Raw genomic sequence first — 17310 nt, 5'->3', positions numbered from 1 at the left:
GGCGGTCGACGGTGGTGGAGGCGGGGTATGCGAGTAGGACTGCTGGGGACGGGGCCGTGGGCCGCGCGGGTGCACGCGCCCGCGCTGGCGGCGCATCCCGGGGTGGAGTTCGCCGGGGTCTGGGGCCGGAGGCCCGAGGCGGCGTCGGCGCTGGCAGCGGAGCACGGCGTGCCCGGGTACGGAGGGCCGGACGGGCTCGATCGGCTGCTCGCCGGGGTGGACGCCGTTTCGATCGCGCTGCCGCCCGCCGTACAGGCGGACCTGGCCGTGCGGGCCGCCGCAGCCGGCTGCCACCTGCTGCTGGACAAGCCGGTGGCGCTCACCGTTCCCGACGCCCGGCGGGTGGCCGAGGCGGTGGAGCGGGCCGGGCGGGCCTCGGTGGTCTTCTTCACCTTGCGCTTCGGCGGCGACCAGGCCGCCTGGCTGGCCGAGCAGACGGTGCGGACCGCGCCGGGTGAGTGGTTCACCGCCCGCTGCGAGTGGCTCGGTTCGGTGTACGCCGTCGGGAGCGACAGCCCGTACGCCGCCTCGCCCTGGCGGCACGAGAAGGGCGCCCTGTGGGACGTCGGGCCGCACGCGCTCTCCGTCCTGCTGCCGATGCTCGGGGACGTGGTACGGGTGACGGCCGCCGAGGGGCCCGGTGACACACACCGTGCACCTGGTGTTCCGGCACGCGGAGGGTGCCTCCAGCACCGCCACCCTGAGCCTCACCACGCCGAAGGCGGCCGCCGTGGACGGCGTCAGCCTGGAGGTGCGGGGCGCGGCCGGGTTGGCGCGGATGCCGGAGCGCGACGAGAGCCCGCTGCTCGCCTTCGGGCGGGCGCTGGACGCGCTGATCGATGCGGCGCGCGGTCGGGCGGCCCACCCGTGCGGGGTGGACTTCGGGGTGCGGGTGGTGGAGATCCTGGCGGCCGCGGAGAAGTCGCTGAGCACGGGTGCGGCCTGCGCGGTGTGACTTCGAGGTGTGATTTCGCGGGGCGCTCAAGGGGGTGCTCACGGCCGGCCGGCCGCCGCCTGACCCGCACATTGCGGTCGGGAGCCGTGGTCGTCCGGGCTCGCCGCCGTTTTGCCGGGTCCGCAGTCCGGGCCCGGCGTCCGAGTGCACCGTCCGGGCCCGGCGTCCGGGTCCACCGTCCGGTGGCGGTGGGCCCGGGAGGAGCTGTGGGTCGCCGAGCCGGTGGATGTTCAGCTGACGCTGGTCGAACTGAGGACCGCCTGCGGCGAGGGGAAGCAGGCGGTGGGTACGTCGACGGTGAAGAAGGCGATCGGGACGGTCGCCGTGAAGGTCAGCCCCGGGTTCGAGTAGTCGGTGCCGCCGAGTGCGGTCTGGACGGTGCTTCCGGAAGTGCCGGCCGTCAGGTCAAGGGTGAGGGCGGGCAGGGTGAGCGTGCTTCCGCCGGCGATCGAACTGCTCAGCTTCACAACGACGTTGCCGCCGTTGACGGTGACACTCGCGCTGCCGGGGTCGGTGCCGCCCGAGACCGACTCGTCGACCAGGGTGGTGTTCGCGGGCACCGGGACGGTGAGTTGGATGTTGCTGATCGACTGCAGGGTGTACCCGCTCACCGAGGTCGGGACCGTGAGCGGGTCGGGCGCCAGAGTTACGGAGAACTGGCTGCCGGCGGCCACCGTCTGCGGCGCGGTGGCGGTGACCGCGGCGTGCAGGGTGAAGTTCTGGGCGGAGCCGATCGGCGGCGTCGCCTGGCAGGCCAGGCTGAGCGAGGTGTCGGCGGCCGACGCGGGCGGAGCGAGCAGGCCGGCGGTGGCCAGGCCGCCGGCCAGTACTGTCGAAACACGAGTGAGGGCGGATCTCGTCTTCATGCGCACTTCTCCTGCCTCGTCCGGGATGTCTCGTCCGGGAGTCGTTTCCTTGGCCATGCCAAGGCGGTATCAGGATGGGCGCCTTCTTTGACCACAACAAGCCTGTAAGTCAGAGAATATGAGACATTTTCAGCCATTCCTGTTCGGTATTCGCTGCTGGCGTGATAAAGGTCAACGCTTGGCGCTGGCTCCTCGGCCCGGACGCCACCGGGACATCGGGGTGGACACCGCGTCGAGCACGATGAGCCGGCCGCGGCAGGCTCCGGCGGTGGTGCTCAGCGCACCGGGCCGACCCAGTACACGATCTCCTGGCGCAGCGGGACGAAGCCCGCCGCCTCGGCCAGGGCGCGGCTGGGCCCGTTGGAGCCGGGCACCGTCCAGGTGGGGATCCGGCCGCGGCGCCGGATGGCGCCGGTGACCGCACCGACGCAGGCCAGGGCGAGGCCGGCCCGGCGGAACTCCGGGACGGTCACCACGGCCACGTCCTCGTGGACCTGCCCGCGCAGATAGGTGGTCGCGACCGACACCAGCCGGCCCTGGAGGAAGGCACCCCAGGCACCGGCTGCGGCGGCCGGTGCACGGTTCGGGCCGTCCGGCCGCCAGGTGTCGGTGATCCAGTCCAGTCCCGGTGCCAGACCGGAGAGTTGGGCCAGCTCGTCCGCCGTGGTCAACGGCCGCAGCCGGATGCCGGGGGGAAGGTCCGCCGGGCGCGGCGGGTGCTGCTGGACGCAGATCACCCGCACCCACGGCATCACCGAGGTGAAGGTCCGGCCGAGCAGCGGGAGGAAGCGGTCGGGTGCGCTGAACTGCCCGCGGCCGAGCGGGGCGAGCCGCTCCGCCGGGAGGAGGCGCGGGTCCCCGCGCAGGACGCGGTGCGGGCCGCAGTGCACCAGTGCGGTGCGCGGGGAGAGCGACCGGTCGGCCCAGTACGCGCCGTTCCCGGTGAGCAGGACGTGCGCGGCCAGGGTGCCTGCTCCGGGCGTCTCGGGGCGGAAGAAGGATTCGAGGAGCGGGTGGCGGGCCGCGCCGTGGACCACCGGACGGGGCGGTGCGGCGGCGGCCGCCGGAGAAGACCTCGGGAGAGGACCGTTGGGCACCCTCCTAGTGAACTCCTCCCTCGGGCCGGGAGCACGCAGGCTTGACGGGTTTCTGGCGGCGGGCCGCGTGTTCCTGACGGCCCCTTGGCGCGGTGGGCCGGTGAGGTGGCTGGTCTCGGACTCTCCGCGCACCCGGTCGACGGAGCCGGGCTCGGTGCCCCCGGGCGGCACGGGGCACCGGCTGCCTGCAGGTGCCGGCGGACTGCGGCCCGTAGGTACCCCCGGGCGGCACGGGGGTACCGGGTCAGGCGGCCTGGGGCCGGCGGTCGGCCGGGCGGCGGGGCGGGATCGGGGTGGACGGGAAGTCCCGGGGGCCGGACCAGAGGGCGGGGACGGCGTCGCCGCGCCGGGCCAGCTCGTAGGCGAGGGACTCGTAGTTGACCCGCCAGCCCCGGAAGTGCGGCCAGGCGTCCACCGGTTCGCGCTCCTTGACGAAGCCGCTCGCGACGATCATGGCGACCGCCGCGTCGAACTCCTCGAAGGTGAGCCGGATCGGGGTGTCCGGCTCGGGGTCCGGGTCGAAGTCGACGCGTACGGTCCGGGCGATGTCGCGCAGCGCGGTGAATCCGGCACGCAGCACCAGCCGGGCTTCCGGCGGAGCCGAACGGGGGCAGAGGGCGAGCTGGATCGCCGCCGCGTCCATCACCGCGAGCAGCGCGACCACCCAGTTGCGGTTCGGCTTCGGGGAGCGGAAGGCGAGCAGCACCGGGTAGTTGGAGTGCCCCTCGCCGATGTCGGCGGCCAGTCGCTCCCAGTCGCGGTAGAGCTGCGGCAGCGCGGTCTCGGTGTCCACCAGCGACTGCCGGGCCAGCAGTTCGGGCCCCCAGGCCGGTTCGCCCGCCCGGGACTCCAGCAGGGTCACCTCCACCTCGCGCCGGTTGTAGGAGGAGTAGAGGGTGGGCAGGTAGCCGATCAGCAGGGCGATGGTCAGCGGGCCGCTCGCCGCGGCCACGAAGTCCAGCGCGCTCAGCCGCAGCCGGGCGCTGCTGGCGAAGCCCAGGGTGAACAGGCTGGACCCGGCCTCACGGAAGGAGGTGCTCCAGTCCAGGTTCGAAGTGCCGTGCAGCAGCAAGGTGTAGGCGCAGAGCATCCCGATCAGCCAGGTGGCGAGCATGCCCACCAGTACCAGCGGGGCCAGCCAGGTCAGCGCCCGGTCATGTGCCTGGTACGTGCCGCCGAACGGCCCGGCCACCTGTCTCAGCACGGCACGCAGACAGGCCCAGAGCCGGTAGACCAACGCGGAGTAGAGCCCACGCGGCACCACCAGGGTGCGCAGGATGCTCGCCACCGTGGTCAGCAGGATCAGCAGTCCGGCCAGGGTGTAGATCAAACTCATGACGCCATTGTGGCCCGGCGACCGGCCCGCGCTGTTCGACCGGTAGCGGTCGCCGGGCGAGTCGTGAACGGACGGTGGCGGACAGTCAGCTGCCGCGGGGGCTTGTAGGCGGGGCCGGCTCAGCGCCTCTGCGCTTCCGGAGCACCAGGGACGATGTCGAGGACGGCCATCATGCCCTTGTCCTCGTGGTTGAGGAGGTGGCAGTGGAAGACGGTCTTGCCGGTGAACTCGGTGAAGCGGACCCGCAGGACGGCGTTTCCCCTGGCCGGGACGTTGATGGTCTCGAACCAGCGGTGGCCGGGCTCTGTGGGCGTGCCGTCGATGCTCATCAGCTGGAAGTGGTTGGTGTGGAGGTGGAAGGAGTGTTCCTCGTCGGTGTTGTTGACGACGTGCCACTCCTCGACGGTGTTCAGCCTGGAGGTGATGTCCACCCGGTTCGGGTCGAACTGCCTACCGTTGATGTAGAACTCGGTGCCCGCGGCGTTCTCCGTGTAGACGATGTCGTGCCGCGCGGCGATGTCGGCACGGCTGAGGTCCTCGTTCGGCGCGAAGCGGTCGGGCAGTCGCGCCGGACGCATCGGCCTGCCCGAGGTGACCACGGTCGCCAGGTTCACCTGTGGGAACTTGTTCCCGGCCGGTCCGGTGTCGTAGGCGAGCGTCTGCAACTGCGCACTGCCGGGCGCACCGCCCTGCACCAGTACGTCGAACCGCGCGGCGGCCGGGATCACCAGGGAATCCGCGGAGTAGACCTGCTTGACGGGGTAGCCGTCCTGGGCGATCACGTGGAACTTCACACCCGGCAGGTTGAGCTTGTAGTAGATGTTGGCGCCGATGTTGGCCAGCCGCCACAGTTGGGTCTCTCCCGGCCGGATGCTGATGACCGGGTTCTGCTGACCGTTGACGGTGCGGTTGGTGGGCGCTCCGATGCTGAGGTCCTCGGTCTTGACGGAGTCGCCCTGGACCTGGTCGTCCTTGAGCGCGATGACCCGCTCTTTGATGTGGCGCAGGGAGCGGGGCAGGTCCTGCTCCAGCCCGTCGACGAGGATGACACCCGACTCTCCGCCCGCCACCTGCGGGGCGGAGCGCATGTTGGCGTGGGAGTGGTACCAGTAGGTCCCCGGTGTGATGTCACGCGGGATCCGGTAGGAGTAGTGATAGGTCTCGCCCGGCTTGATGGCGATGAAGATGTCGTCGGACGGACTCTTCGGCGAAACATGGAGCCCGTGGACGTGGACGTTGGTGTTCTCGTTCACCCGGTTCGTCATGGCCAGCTCCACCCGGTCGCCCGGCCGGATCCGCAGGGTGGGCGGCATGTAGAGGCCGTTGTAGGTCAGCGCGTACAGCTCGCGATCACCCACTGCGGCCTTCCGCCGCTCGACGATGATCTGCGCTCGCAGCACACCGTTGTGGCTCACCAGCTCCGGCGGGTCCTGCAGCGGTCGACCGGTACCGGCAGGCGGTGTCGCCGGTCGGTGCGGTGCATCCGCGGACGGCGGCGCCGGGGGCTGATCCGGTCGCGCGGCCGCCCAGGACGGGCCGGCGCTGCCGGGTACGGACACCGTGGTGAGTAGCAGGCCGGCGGCGAGCCAGGCTGAGGAAGGGCGAGGCCGCATGTGACTGCCTCCAGCAGAGCCGCAGATCGGTGACGGCAGGGGCTTGCTCGCCGCTTCTGGGCCTGGGTGAACCCCGCAACTCCGGGCGAATCGATCACAGAACGGATCGTGCCTTCAATACCATCCCGAACGACCACTCATCGCATGCCGGGACGGCCATCCGGCCCACAGCCCCGGGTGTTGCCGCCGGCGGCCGGGGCGACGGGCCTGACGGCAGCGCTGCAGGCCGCGGTCGAGCGGGCCCAGGAGGAGCACCCGAACGCGGCGGCGAAGCGATCGACGAGGATGATGGTCACGAGGAAGACCGTGCGCAGTCGCCGGTCTGGGGAGGCGTGATGCTGGCTGGCCCGGGGTTTTGGGACTCGGAGATCGCGCGGGCGGGTTGGTCGCGTGTGATCTCGCCGAGTCGTTCCACGTGTCCGGAGATAGCGGGGCGCGGCACGGTGTGGGGTCGGAACGTCTACGTCCGTGGTCATGAGCAGTTGATCATGGAGTGGTCCGATCCTGTGTCGCTGTCGGCCGTCATCCTCAACGGGCAGTCGCATCAGGTGGAGTCGGCCGAGGTGCTGGCTGCCGTCATAAGGGAGGGTGGTCATCGCTGAGGAAGTAGCTGCCCCACGGTTCTGGTCGGCGGTCGGGACCCGGGCATAGCCGATCAGCATATGACGAAATCATCGCTTTTCGACCCTTCCATCGGGCATGTGCGACGGCGGTGTGTCAGTTGCGGACATCTGCGCGCGGCCGTGGTGCGGATGTGCTGGGCTGGGCGGAACGCGGTGAACTGCGAGTCAGGGGGCTGAGATGAGAGACACGGCCGACGCGGCGTTCCGGGACAGAGGCTTCCCCGCCGACCGGATGCCCGGGCCCTCGGGGGCCGCAGCCGGGGCGAGCGGGCCCGGGGCGGCCGAGGAGCGGTTCCGGGGGCTGCTGGAGGCGGCCCCGGATGCCATGGTGATCGTGGACGACACGGGAACCGTCATGCTGGTCAACGCACAGACCGAGGCGTTGTTCGGCTACCAACGCGAGGAACTCCTGGGCCGCCCCGTCGAGTTGCTCGTGCCCGGCCGCTTTCGTGAGCATCACACCGCCCACCGCGACGGCTACGTCGCCAACCGCCAGGTCCGCCCGATGGGCGCCGGGCTGGAGCTGCACGGGCTGCGCAAGGACGGCACCGAGTTCCCCGTCGAGATCAGTCTCAGCCCCCTGGAGACCGCCGACGGGCTCCTCGTCTCCGCCGCCGTCCGCGACGTCAGCGAGCGCAAGGCCGCAGAGGAGCGCATCAACGAGCTTGCCGCGCTGGTGGAGTCCTCCCAGGACGCGATCCTCGCCAAGACCCTCGACGGCCAGATCACCTACTGGAACGCCGCCGCCCACCGGCTGTACGGCTACACGGCCGAGGAGGCCATCGGCCGGCACGTGGCGCTGCTGGCCCCGCCCGACCACCACGCCGAGATCACCGTGCTGTTGGAGCGCCTGCGGAACGGGGAGAAGGTCGAGCACTTCGAGACCCTCCGCGTCACCCGCACCGGCGACCTGCTGGACGTGGACGTCACCCTCTGGCCCACCCGCGCCGCCGACGGCACGGTCGTCGGCGCCTGCGCCATCGTCCGCGACATCAGCGACCGCAAGCGGGCCGAGGCCGAACTGACCGCCCTGTACGAACAACAGCGGCACATCGCCCTCACCCTGCAACGCAGCCTGATGGGTACCCCGCCCACCATTCCGGGTCTGGCCGCCGCCCACCGCTACCTGCCCGCCACCCAGGGCGCCGGGGTGGGCGGCGACTGGCTCGACCTCATCCCGCTGGGCGCCGGCCGCGTCGGCGTGCTGATCGGCGACGTGATGGGACGCGGCCTGGAAGCCGCCGCCCTCATGGGCCAGCTGCGCTCCGCCGCCCACGCCCTGGCCAAGACCGGCATGCAGCCCCACCGGCTCATGCAGGCCCTGGATGCGGTCGTCGCCGACCTGGACCTTCCCGACCAGCTGATCACCTGCTGCTACCTGGTCATCGTCCTGGACACCGGAGAGGTGACCCTCTGCTCGGCCGGACACCTGCCCGTCTTCGCCGTCACCCCCGACAACGGCGTGCGCACCCTGGCCGCCCCCGTGAACGTACCGCTGGGCGTCGGCGACATCCTGCATCAGCAGGCCACCACCACCGTCCCACCCGGCGCCACCCTCGCCCTCTACACCGACGGCCTGGTCGAAACCCCCGGCAGCGACATCGAGTACCAGCTCGACCGGCTCGCCGCCGCCCTCACCGACGCCTTCGCGGCCACCCGCAGTCTGGAGGCCGCGACCGACCACGTACTGGCCGCCGTGCTGCCCGACGTCCACGGCCACAACGACGACGTCACCCTGCTCCTGGCCCAACTCCCCACTGCCCTGCCGGCCACCACCGCCGAGACCGAGCTGCCTGCCCTCCCCGTCGCCGTGTCCGAGGCCCGCGCCTTCCTGGCCAAGGTCCTGATCTCGTGGGACTGTGCCCATGTGGCCGATGACGCCCGGCTGCTGCTCTCCGAGATCCTCACCAACGCCGTCCAGCACGCCCGGGGACCGCTCGGCCTGCACCTGCGCCGCACCAGCACCGAACTCACCGTCGAACTCAGCGACCAGAGCCCCCGACTGCCCCAGCCGCGCCTGGCCGCCGCCGACGACGAATCCGGACGCGGCCTCCTCCTCGTCGACACCCTCGCGGACAAGTGGGGTGTCCGCCCCGGCGACCAGGGCAAGACCACCTGGTTCACCCTCCGGTTGTAAACCGCGCCCGCTTCGGGCCGACATCAGGAGGTCATCTTCAGTAACCGTCCGTCCGAGCCGTGAGAGGACCGGCCGACCGGCCCACGGCCTGTCAAGTCACCCGCCAGTGGTACTTCGAAGGCTTTCAGGTCATGGCCGCACTCCGTCCGACACGGCATCGAGGGCAGCGGTCACGACCTGCTCCACACTCAGCCCGCTGCCGGCCAGGACCGCGGCGCTGTGGGCTGCCGAGGGCAGGTGAGAGCGGAGGAGCGACTCGAATCCGTCGATCAGCGGCCGCTCCACCGGTGTGGGCTGGCGGCCGGTCTCAGCGCGCCGGATCTCGATGCTCGTATGAAGCGTGACAGCGCTCGTGAAGCGTCCTAGACCGGCCTCGATGCGGGCGGCCGTCGCGACCGGGTCGACTGCGGACCACGGCCGCCGGTAGCACTGGTGCCCGGCCGTCGGCGCGCTGCGGGCGCACTCCGCTGATATCGCCGTCCTCGCTGCCCGGCCTGACGTGATGTGGACATGTCGTGATCACCCCGTCAGGCCACAGGCACGACGAAGCGGAGCCGAGCTGCCAGGCCCGGCGACCGTCAAGTCACCGGGCCCTGGTGATCGGGGCGTGGCTTCCGTCAGAAGCCGGTGAGGGTGGTCTTGCCGATGGCCGTGCCGGACTCCTGGATGCGGTGGGCCCGGCGGAGGTTGGCGGCGTTGATCGGGCCGAGGTCCTGGGTGGCGGTGGTGGTGAGACGGCCGGCGTCCACCAGCCGAGCGATCTGGGTGAGGATGTGGTGCTGGGTGGCCTGGTCGGCGGTGCGGAACATCGAGCGGGTGTACATGAACTCCCAGTGGAAGGAGATGCTCTTCGCCTTGAGCAGGCCGATCGGCAGCGAGTCGAAGTCGTCGATGGCGACGATCCGGCCGAAGGGGTTGAGCGCCTCGGCATAGGCCGCGAGGTTCTGGTCGGTGGCGGTGGTGCTGAAGACGTGGTCCAGGCCACCCGGCGCGACCTCGGCGAGCTGCGGGGCCAGCGGCTTGCGGTGGTCGATGACGTGGTCGGCGCCCATGCGGCGGGCGAAGGCGACGGTCTCCGGGCGGGAGGCGGTACCCACCACGGTCAAACTGGTGAGGGCGCGGGCCAGTTGGGTCACCATGGAGCCGACGCCGCCCGCGGCGGCGGTCACCAGCAGCGTCCCGGCCCGCTCCAGGGCGCCGGTGTGCAGGCCCAGCCGCTCGAAGAGGCCCTCCCAGGCGGTGAGGGAGGTCAGCGGCAGCGCTGCGGCCTCGGCGAAGGAGAGCGTGGTCGGTTTGCGGCCCACCAGCCGCTCGTCCACGGTGTGGAACTGCGAGTTGGCGCCGGGCCGGTCCAACGCGCCCGCGTAGTAGACCTCGTCACCGATCGCGAAGAGTCGGACCTCCTCGCCGACCGCGACCACGGTGCCCGCCACGTCCCAGCCGAGCACCCTGGGCTCGGGGCCGGGATCGGCGTTCTGGCGGACCTTGTGGTCGACAGGGTTGACCGCGACGGCCTCCACCTGGACGAGCAGGTCGCGCGGGCCCGGCTCGGGTACCGGGAGTTCGATGTCCAGCAGGCTCCGGGGGTTGTCGACGGGCAGGTTCTTCCGGTAACCGACGGCGCGCATGGTCGTGGTCCGGTTCTTGCTCATGGCATCCTCCTGGTCGAGGTGGGGCGGGGTGGCTGGGCGCGGTGCCGTGTCACGGGAGTAGGTCCGGGCGGCTCGCCAGATAGCGGTCGGCGGCCTGCAGCGGTGTGACGCCGTCCGCGTTGATCATGGTGTCGAGCTCCTCGACGCCGTCGTTTCCGAGGTGCAGCGCATCGAGGCGGGCCAGCGCTTCGGGGTGGACGCGGTCGAGCGCCTCACGGCGGATGACGGGACCGGCCGCGTCGACGGCGCCCAGCAGCCCCTCGGGCTCGGCGATGGCGCGCAGGCCGTGGAGGCGGTTGAGGTACTGCGGGCGCCAGAGCGGGATGACGAACCACTCCCGGTCGGCGATCCCCTGCTCGACCCGGGCGATGAAGCCAGGCTCGGTGCCCGGGGCGAAGGTGTAGCCGGCCTGGTCGAGGCCGTACGCGGTCACCATCCGGGCGGAGAAGCGGCTGATCCCCGCACCGGGGTTGATGCCGTCGATGGCACGGGTCATCCGCGCGGCCACCTCGGGACGGGTGAGGTCGGCGACCTCGCCGACCGCTTCGACGGGGACGTACGGTGGCACGGCCCAGAGGCAGTACGGCTCGTAGTGCGGGGCGAGCACGCGCACCTCGTCGCGGTACCCGGCGAGGTAGCCGTCGTGGCTGGAGGGCAGCCAGGCGGAGACGAGCACGTCCACCTGTCGGGCCGCCTGCAACCGGAAGAGCTGTTCGTGCCGTGCCTCGATGCCGGTCACCCGATGGCCGTGAGCCTCCAGGACGCGGCGGGTGACGGCCGCGACGGCACGGTGGAAGGACAGCGCGATGTTCCCCACGGTCAGCGGGGGAGCGGGGTCGCGGGTGGTCATCAGGACTCCTGTCGGCGGTGGAGGGCGTCCCGCAGGAATGCGGTGATCTGGGCGATGGCCGCCCGAGCGGCCGGGGTGTCGCGCAGGCCGTCCAGAACGACGAACGCGTGCACGGTGCCGAGGTAGCGCACGGCGGTCACGGGCACGCCGGCGGCACGCAGCTTGGCGGCGTAGGCCTCGCCCTCGTCGCGAAGCACGTCGGCTTCGGCGGTGATGACCAGCGTGGGCGGCAGTGCGGTGAGCTGGTCCGGTCGGGCGTGCAGCGGAGCGGCCGTCGGCTCGTTCCGCAGGGCGGGGTCGGGAAGGTACTGCTGCCACAGCCAGCGCAGGTAGTCCGCGCTCTGGAAGTACCCCTGCGCGAACTGGCGGTAGGAGGGGGTGTCGAAGTCGGCCGACAGCGGCGGGTAGAGCAGGACCTGTCGGACGAAGGAGAACTCGCCGTGCTCCGTGGCCGTCAGGGACAGGGCGGCGGCCAGGTTCCCGCCGGCGCTGTCACCGAGCACGGCCATCCGGGCCGGGTCCAGACCGATCGCCGCGCCCTGCCGGGTGATCCAGCCGGCGACGGTGCGGGCCTGCAGCAGGGCGGTGGGGTAGGGCGCCTCCGGCGCCAGGTCGTAGTCGACGAAGACGACGGCCGTCTGGGCCCCCACCGCGAGCTCGCGCAGCAGCCGGTCGTGGCTGGTGGTGCTGCCCGCGATCCAGCCGCCGCCGTGCAGGTGCAGGACCACCGGCAGGGGTCCGGCCGCCGGCCCGGGCGGGCGGACGACGCGCACCCGTACCGGGCCGGTGGGGCCGCCCGGCACGGTCAGGTCCTCGATGTGGGCCTCGGGCCGCGCGGTGGGCCCGGACTGCGCCAGGTCCAGCCGCGCGCGGATCTCGGGCAGGGGCAGGAGGCGCGGGTCGGGCCCGGCCGCGGCCCGGTCGGCGAACAACCGCGCGGCCGCATCGAGGACCGGCGACGGCGGGCGAGGGAGGTCGGACATGGTGAGTGCTCCGGACGCGAAGGTGCGGGGCCGGGCGCGGGCACGGCTCGGCGCCCGGCCCCACGACGTTGAGTCAGTTCTGCGGCAGCTGCAGGGGGATGAGCGGCATGATCGACTCGGTCTCGACCAGGCCGGCCGCGACCGCGGGCAGCGTCGCGAGGATCTCGCGGGCGGCCTCGACCGTCTCGGCGTCCACGATCAGGGCCGCGCCCACCAGGTCGGTGCGGTGGTAGCCGTGCACGATCACACCCCCGTCGACGAGCTCCTTGGCACGGGCCAGCTCGGCATCAATGACCTTCGCGAAGTCCTCCTCGGTGGCGTGCGGCGCGGCTGCGAAGGTGGCGAGCACGGTGGTCTTGGGCTGGTCGGACATGGCGGTGTACTCCTTCAGGGTTCCGCAGAGGACGAGGCGGCGCGGGGCAGCAGGCCCCCGCCGCGAGGCATGCCGCCATCCTGCGAAATCCAGCACCCATCAGTCCAAGGAATCGTTTCTATCGAACTCATATGCTGAGCGAATGGCAACGCTGAGACAGCTCGAATACCTGGTGGCCATCGTCGACGAGGGCTCCTTCACGCGCGCCGCCGAGCGCCTGCACATCACCCAGCCCGGCCTGTCCCACCAGTTCCAGGCCCTGGAGCGGGAGGTCGGCGGCCCCCTGCTGGAGCGCCTGCCGCGCGCGGTGCGGCTCACCCCGGCCGGGCGCGCGATGCTGCCCCACGCCCGCGCCGCCCTCGCCGACGCCGAGCGCGCCACCACCGCGGCCCGCCGGGCCACCGGGGTGGCGGGCGGCGAACTCCACCTCGCCACGCTCTACTCGATCAGCTTCGGCGTACTCCCCGGCGCGCTCGGCATCTGGCGGGACCGGCACCCGGGCGTACGGGTCCGGCTCTTCGAACACCGGCGCGCCGAGGACCTCGCCGCGGCCATGGCGGCAGGCCAGGCCGACATTGCTCTCGGACCACCGCCAACCGCCTGGGAGGGCCCCATCCGGTACGTCGGCACCGAAGAGTTCCTGGTCATCACCCACGCCGGCGACCCGGTCACCTCCACCGACCAGACGCCCGGGATACGCCTGGCCGACCTCGCGGACCGCGAGTGGGTGCACTTCACCCCCGACAGCGGACTCGCCGGCATCCTCGACCGGGCCTGCGCCGCCGCGGGATTCCACCCGAAGATCGCGGTACGCACCGAACAGGCCCCCGCCGCCGCCAACTACGCCGCCGCCGGACTCGGCCCCACCCTCGTCCCCGCCAACACCATCCCCCCGCACTTCGCGGGCGCACTCCTACGCCCCGACCCCCCGGTCAGCCGCCAACTCACCGCCTACACCCGCACCGGCCCGGACCCCGTCGCCGCCGCGTTCCTGGACATCCTCACCGACCAAGCCCTCCTGATGCCCACCCACATCCGCCGACGGCTGCGCCTCACCGAACGAGCCCCCCAGTCCCGTCGATAGTGCTCTCATGTCGAAGCGATCAGTAGCAGCGATGATGCGCCGTCTATCCGGCACGGTGGAGGAGTTCACGCCCGGCCGACGACACCGCTCGGCGGCCTTCGGCGTGCCGCAGCAGCAATCCGCGGCAGACCGTGGCGGTGCAGCGAGCCGCCGCCCCTTGGCGGGTGCGGCGGCCGAGGGGGTACCCCCGGCCGAAGGCTGGGGGAGGGCGCGATGGGTCACCGGCGGCCCTCCGCAAGGGCCTTGGTCCAAGCGGTCTCGCGCAGCAGGCGCAGGCCGTTGAGGCCGACGATCACGGTCGAGCCCTCGTGGCCGAGCACGCCGAGCGGCAGCGGGAGGGTGGCGACCAGGTCCCAGAGCACCAGGCCGGAGATGAACAGCGCGGCGATGACCAGGTTCTGCACCACGAGGCCGCGGGCGCGGCGGGAGAGTGCCACCACAGCTGGGACGGTGGCGAGTTCATCGCGGACGATGACCGCGTCGGCGGTCTCCAGCGCGAGGTCGGAGCCGGCCCGGCCCATGGCGATGCCGGTGTGGGCGGCGGCGAGCGCGGGGGCGTCGTTGACGCCGTCGCCGATCACCAGTACCTTCCGCCCGGCCTGCTCCTGTTCCTTCACCGCGGTGACCTTGTCCTGCGGCAGCAGGCCCGCGCGAACGTCGGCGATGCCGACCTCGGCCGCCAGACGGGCGGCGGCGCACGGGTTGTCGCCGGTGACCAGCACAGGGGCGGCGCCGGTCAGGGCCGTGAGTGCGGCGACGGTGGCGGCTGCGTCCGGGCGCAGGCGGTCGGCGATGCCCAGCACCCCGACCGGGACGCCGTCCGCCTCCACCAGTACGGCAGTGCCGCCATCGTCCTCCAGGTCACCTGCCACGGTGGTGGCCCAGGCGGACATTGCGTCGTCGGCGTCGTTCAGCAGCCGGGCGGGGGCACCGACCGCGACCGCACGGCCGTCGACGGTGGCGGTGACGCCGATGCCGGGGGTGGAGGTGAAGTCCTCGGCGGTGGTGAGGGCGAGGCCCCGGGTGCGGGCGGCGTCCACGACGGCGCGGGCGAGCGGGTGTTCGCTGGGGTGCTCGGCGGCCGCCGCAAGTGCCAGCAGCTCCTCCTCCGTCAGATGAGAGCCGGCCAGGGGGCGGATGTCAGTGACGCGGGGCGTGCCCTCGGTGAGGGTGCCGGTCTTGTCGAGCGCGACGGTGTCGACCTGACCGAGGCGCTCCATCACCACGGCGGACTTCACCAGCACACCGTGGCGTCCGGCGTTGGCGATGGCGGACAGCAGCGGCGGCATGGTGGCCAGGACCACGGCGCACGGCGAGGCGACGATCATGAAGGTCATCGCGCGCAGCAGCGAGCCGGTGAACGCCGCGCCGAATGCCAGTGGCACAGCGAAGACGGCGAGGGTGGCGATGACCATGCCGATGGAGTAGCGCTGCTCGACCTTCTCGATGAACAACTGCGTGGGGGCCTTGGTCTCGGAGGCTTCCTCGACCATCTGCACGATCCGGGCGATCACCGAGTCGGAGGCGTCCCGGTCGACCTTCACCCGCAGGGCACCGCTGCCGTTCAGGGTGCCGGCGAACACCTCGTCACCGATCTCCTTGGGCACCGGCAGCGGCTCGCCGGTGATGGTGGCCTGGTCGACCTCGCTCGTTCCGTCCAGTACCCGGCCGTCGGCGCCGATCCGCTCGCCCGGCCGCACCAGGACGGTGTCGCCGACAGCGAGGTTCTCGGTCGGTACGGTCTCCTCGGTGCCGTCGTCCAGAAGGCGGGTCGCGGTGGCGGGGGCGAGGTCGAGCAGCCCGCGCACCGAGTCGGCGGTACGCGCGGTGGCCAGGGCCTCCAACGCGCCGGAAGTGGCGAAGATGACGATCAGCAGCGCGCCGTCCATCACCTGTCCGACCGCGGCGGCGCCGAGGGCGGCGACGATCATCAGCAGGTCGACGTCGAGGGTCCTCTCCCTGAGCGCCTGGAGGCCCGCCCAGGCGGGCTCCCAGCCACCGGTGGCGTAGGCGAGGGCGTACAGCGGCCCCCAGGACCACGCGCTCGCTCCGGTCAGCTGGAGCGGCAGGGCGATCAGGAACAGCACCGTCGCGGCTGCCGCCCAGCGGGCCTCGGGCAGTGCGAACACACGCGTGTGCCGCCGCGGGGCGGCGCCGGGACGCGCGAGCGCAGCGGGCGCTGGGTGCTCGATCAGGGTGGAAGGCATGGCAGGGCAGACCTCTTCGCGCAGGTCGGGGCTAACGACTCAACCACCATACAGGTACATATGAACAGTTATTCATTTGTCGTCTGTAGTATTGGGCACATGGGTCATGGAGCCGCTCCCGCGAAGAACGCCGTCCCGCGCATACGCCTGGACGAGGCCAGCGCCGCCCGGGTGGCCACCACTCTGCAGGCCCTGGCCACTCCCTCCCGACTGCTGATCCTCGCCCGCCTGCGCGAAGGCCCCTGCGCCGCCACCGAACTCGCCGGCGAGGTCGGCATGGAGCAGTCCGCCTGCTCCCACCAGCTGCGCCTGCTGCGCAACCTCGGCCTGGTGGTCGGCCGGCGGCAGGGCCGCTCGGTCGTCTACGAGCTCTACGACAACCACGTCGCCGAACTCCTAGACCAGGCCGTCTATCACATCGAGCACCTGCGCCTCGGGCTCAGCGACGCCACCGAGGCGGAGGAAGCGGACGAGGCCGTGCCAGACGCGGCGCGCTGACCGGACTCCGTCGCCCACGCTGCACGGCAGCTGGTTGCAGGCCTGATCGCGCTCGGAGTCGGCCACCCGCCCTCGGCGGAACCGTGTCGACGATGCGTCAGCGACGCGGGTCTGGCGACTTTGGACGGGGCGGGGACTCCGGCGAGGCGGATGGTCGCCCGTACCAGGGAACGCTACACGGCGGTTCAGGAACGGCTAGGAGCGTGTCCCGGCAACGGGCAAGCGGCAGGTCGGCCGTGATCGGTGGGATCGGTCGCGGCCGTCCGGTTGGCATCTGTGGGACTTTGGGTCGGTCCTGCCGGTCAGGTGTCCGGCTGGTGGGGCCTGCTGGCGGGGTGGGAGGCCTGGCTGATCAGCCGGCCTGGGCGGCGAGTCCGGTGGTTCCGGTGTGTCGGAAGATCTTGCGGAGGTTGTGGCAGGCTGCGAGCAGTCGCCACTCGCCGCGGGCTCCGTCTTCGCCGCGCAGGAGGAGTCGGCGGCCGTTCTGGCAGGTCATGATCTGTCCGAAGACGGGTTCGACGACGGCTTCTCGACGCCGGTAGGCGGCCTTGCCGGGCTTGGTCCGCAGTTCGCGGGCCATGCGTTCCTTGAGGGTGGCGTTGGCGGGGATGCGTCCGTGTGGTGCGGGTGGGGTCTGCTCGTCGTGGGCGAGTCGGCCGGTTGCCATGAACGTCTTGGTGCCGCAGGCCAGTTGGCGTTCTTTCGCGGCTTCGAGGTTGGTTTCGGAACAGTGGCCGGCGTCGACCAGCGCCTGCTTGGGGTGGGCGCCGGTGTTGGCCGCGGACTGGTCGAGCATGGTGGTGTGGTTCAGCGCGTCGGAGGCGTTGGTCGTCACGTCGGCGGCGGCGATGACCTGGTGTTCCTCGTCGACGACGGCTAGGCCCGTACTTCGCGGGTCGTTGAATCGAATGGTTCGGGCCCGGGAACGGTGTCCAAGGTCGCCCCGGTGGCGTTGGATTGGGTGTGTCGATGACTTCCCGGTCCCCGCGGCCACGGTCTGAGCGTCAGCGCCTGGAGTGCGTGGTGACGGCTGTGG

The 17310-nt window shown here is 71.9% G+C and carries 12 protein-coding genes and 2 pseudogenes; 4 read left to right on the top strand and 10 right to left on the bottom strand.

Annotated features, from left to right (window positions below; genetic code table 11):
- Positions 1 to 27: 27 nt before the first annotated feature.
- Positions 28 to 955, top strand: a pseudogene (locus ABD369_RS35715) (Gfo/Idh/MocA family protein).
- A gap of 230 nt (positions 956 to 1185) precedes the next feature.
- On the opposite strand, the gene ABD369_RS35710 reads toward ABD369_RS35715, so the two are convergent.
- From ABD369_RS35710 to ABD369_RS35695, 4 genes are all read right to left on the bottom strand, one after another.
- Entirely contained in the window at positions 1186 to 1821 is a 636-nt protein-coding gene (locus ABD369_RS35710) for a cyclase (RefSeq protein WP_344640803.1), read from the bottom strand.
- 275 nt (positions 1822 to 2096) lie between these two features.
- Positions 2097 to 2918, bottom strand: coding sequence for a GNAT family N-acetyltransferase (locus ABD369_RS35705; protein WP_344640802.1), 822 nt, complete (start codon positions 2916 to 2918; stop codon positions 2097 to 2099).
- A 244-nt stretch (positions 2919 to 3162) separates the two neighbouring features.
- Complete coding sequence (locus ABD369_RS35700; protein ID WP_344640801.1) at positions 3163 to 4254, bottom strand: hypothetical protein; 1092 nt, start codon at positions 4252 to 4254, stop codon at positions 3163 to 3165.
- A 119-nt stretch (positions 4255 to 4373) separates the two neighbouring features.
- Complete coding sequence (locus tag ABD369_RS35695; RefSeq protein WP_344640800.1) at positions 4374 to 5669, bottom strand: multicopper oxidase family protein; 1296 nt, start codon at positions 5667 to 5669, stop codon at positions 4374 to 4376.
- A 1053-nt stretch (positions 5670 to 6722) separates the two neighbouring features.
- Between ABD369_RS35695 and ABD369_RS35690 the strand changes: the two genes are divergently transcribed.
- The gene (locus ABD369_RS35690) at positions 6723 to 8627 is read left to right on the top strand and encodes a PAS domain S-box protein (RefSeq protein WP_425557852.1); all 1905 of its coding nucleotides are present in this window, start codon (positions 6723 to 6725) and stop codon (positions 8625 to 8627) included.
- Positions 8628 to 9244: 617 nt separating this feature from the next.
- On the opposite strand, the gene ABD369_RS35685 is transcribed toward ABD369_RS35690, so the two are convergent.
- From ABD369_RS35685 to ABD369_RS35670, 4 genes are all read right to left on the bottom strand, one after another.
- A complete protein-coding gene (locus tag ABD369_RS35685) occupies positions 9245 to 10279 on the bottom strand; it encodes a zinc-binding alcohol dehydrogenase family protein (RefSeq protein ID WP_344640798.1) in 1035 nt (344 codons plus the stop codon).
- A 49-nt stretch (positions 10280 to 10328) separates the two neighbouring features.
- The gene (locus ABD369_RS35680) at positions 10329 to 11129 is read right to left on the bottom strand and encodes a glycine betaine ABC transporter substrate-binding protein (protein ID WP_344640797.1); all 801 of its coding nucleotides are present in this window, start codon (positions 11127 to 11129) and stop codon (positions 10329 to 10331) included.
- The gene (locus ABD369_RS35675; protein WP_344640796.1) at positions 11129 to 12112 is read right to left on the bottom strand and encodes an alpha/beta hydrolase; all 984 of its coding nucleotides are present in this window, start codon (positions 12110 to 12112) and stop codon (positions 11129 to 11131) included. The genes ABD369_RS35680 and ABD369_RS35675 overlap by 1 nt, the downstream gene beginning before the upstream one ends.
- Before the next feature lie 73 nt (positions 12113 to 12185).
- Positions 12186 to 12485, bottom strand: coding sequence for a YciI family protein (locus tag ABD369_RS35670; protein ID WP_344640795.1), 300 nt, complete (start codon positions 12483 to 12485; stop codon positions 12186 to 12188).
- A gap of 142 nt (positions 12486 to 12627) precedes the next feature.
- Here ABD369_RS35670 and ABD369_RS35665 point away from each other — a divergent pair, with 142 nt between their 5' ends.
- Positions 12628 to 13569, top strand: a complete 942-nt coding sequence (locus tag ABD369_RS35665) for a LysR family transcriptional regulator (protein ID WP_344640794.1) — start codon at positions 12628 to 12630, stop codon at positions 13567 to 13569.
- 218 nt (positions 13570 to 13787) lie between these two features.
- Here ABD369_RS35665 and ABD369_RS35660 read toward each other — a convergent pair whose 3' ends face one another.
- A complete protein-coding gene (locus ABD369_RS35660; RefSeq protein WP_344640793.1) occupies positions 13788 to 15776 on the bottom strand; it encodes a heavy metal translocating P-type ATPase in 1989 nt (662 codons plus the stop codon).
- A 99-nt stretch (positions 15777 to 15875) separates the two neighbouring features.
- On the opposite strand from ABD369_RS35660, the gene ABD369_RS35655 reads away from it, so the two are divergent.
- On the top strand, positions 15876 to 16274 hold the full coding sequence (locus tag ABD369_RS35655) for an ArsR/SmtB family transcription factor (RefSeq protein ID WP_344640792.1): 399 nt from the start codon (positions 15876 to 15878) through the stop codon (positions 16272 to 16274).
- Positions 16275 to 16626: 352 nt separating this feature from the next.
- On the opposite strand, the pseudogene ABD369_RS35650 reads toward ABD369_RS35655, so the two are convergent.
- A pseudogene (locus tag ABD369_RS35650) lies at positions 16627 to 17154 on the bottom strand (transposase); the annotation flags it as partial.
- Positions 17155 to 17310: the final 156 nt, after the last annotated feature.

The organism is Kitasatospora cystarginea, from assembly GCF_039533515.1.
Taxonomy (GTDB): domain Bacteria; phylum Actinomycetota; class Actinomycetes; order Streptomycetales; family Streptomycetaceae; genus Kitasatospora; species Kitasatospora cystarginea.
This window is presented reverse-complemented; position numbering and strand designations above follow the sequence as displayed.

Excerpts from the sequence above, each read along its gene's own strand:
- ABD369_RS35710 (WP_344640803.1), bottom strand. The coding sequence starts at position 1,821 with ATGAAGACGAGATCCGCCCTCACTCGTGTTTCGACAGTACTGGCCGGC.
- ABD369_RS35700 (WP_344640801.1), bottom strand. The coding sequence starts at position 4,254 with ATGAGTTTGATCTACACCCTGGCCGGACTGCTGATCCTGCTGACCACG.
- ABD369_RS35690 (WP_425557852.1), top strand. The coding sequence starts at position 6,723 with ATGCCCGGGCCCTCGGGGGCCGCAGCCGGGGCGAGCGGGCCCGGGGCG.
- ABD369_RS35685 (WP_344640798.1), bottom strand. The coding sequence starts at position 10,279 with ATGAGCAAGAACCGGACCACGACCATGCGCGCCGTCGGTTACCGGAAG.
- ABD369_RS35680 (WP_344640797.1), bottom strand. The coding sequence starts at position 11,129 with ATGACCACCCGCGACCCCGCTCCCCCGCTGACCGTGGGGAACATCGCG.
- ABD369_RS35675 (WP_344640796.1), bottom strand. The coding sequence starts at position 12,112 with ATGTCCGACCTCCCTCGCCCGCCGTCGCCGGTCCTCGATGCGGCCGCG.
- ABD369_RS35670 (WP_344640795.1), bottom strand. The coding sequence starts at position 12,485 with ATGTCCGACCAGCCCAAGACCACCGTGCTCGCCACCTTCGCAGCCGCG.
- ABD369_RS35665 (WP_344640794.1), top strand. The coding sequence starts at position 12,628 with ATGGCAACGCTGAGACAGCTCGAATACCTGGTGGCCATCGTCGACGAG.
- ABD369_RS35660 (WP_344640793.1), bottom strand. The coding sequence starts at position 15,776 with ATGCCTTCCACCCTGATCGAGCACCCAGCGCCCGCTGCGCTCGCGCGT.
- ABD369_RS35655 (WP_344640792.1), top strand. The coding sequence starts at position 15,876 with ATGGGTCATGGAGCCGCTCCCGCGAAGAACGCCGTCCCGCGCATACGC.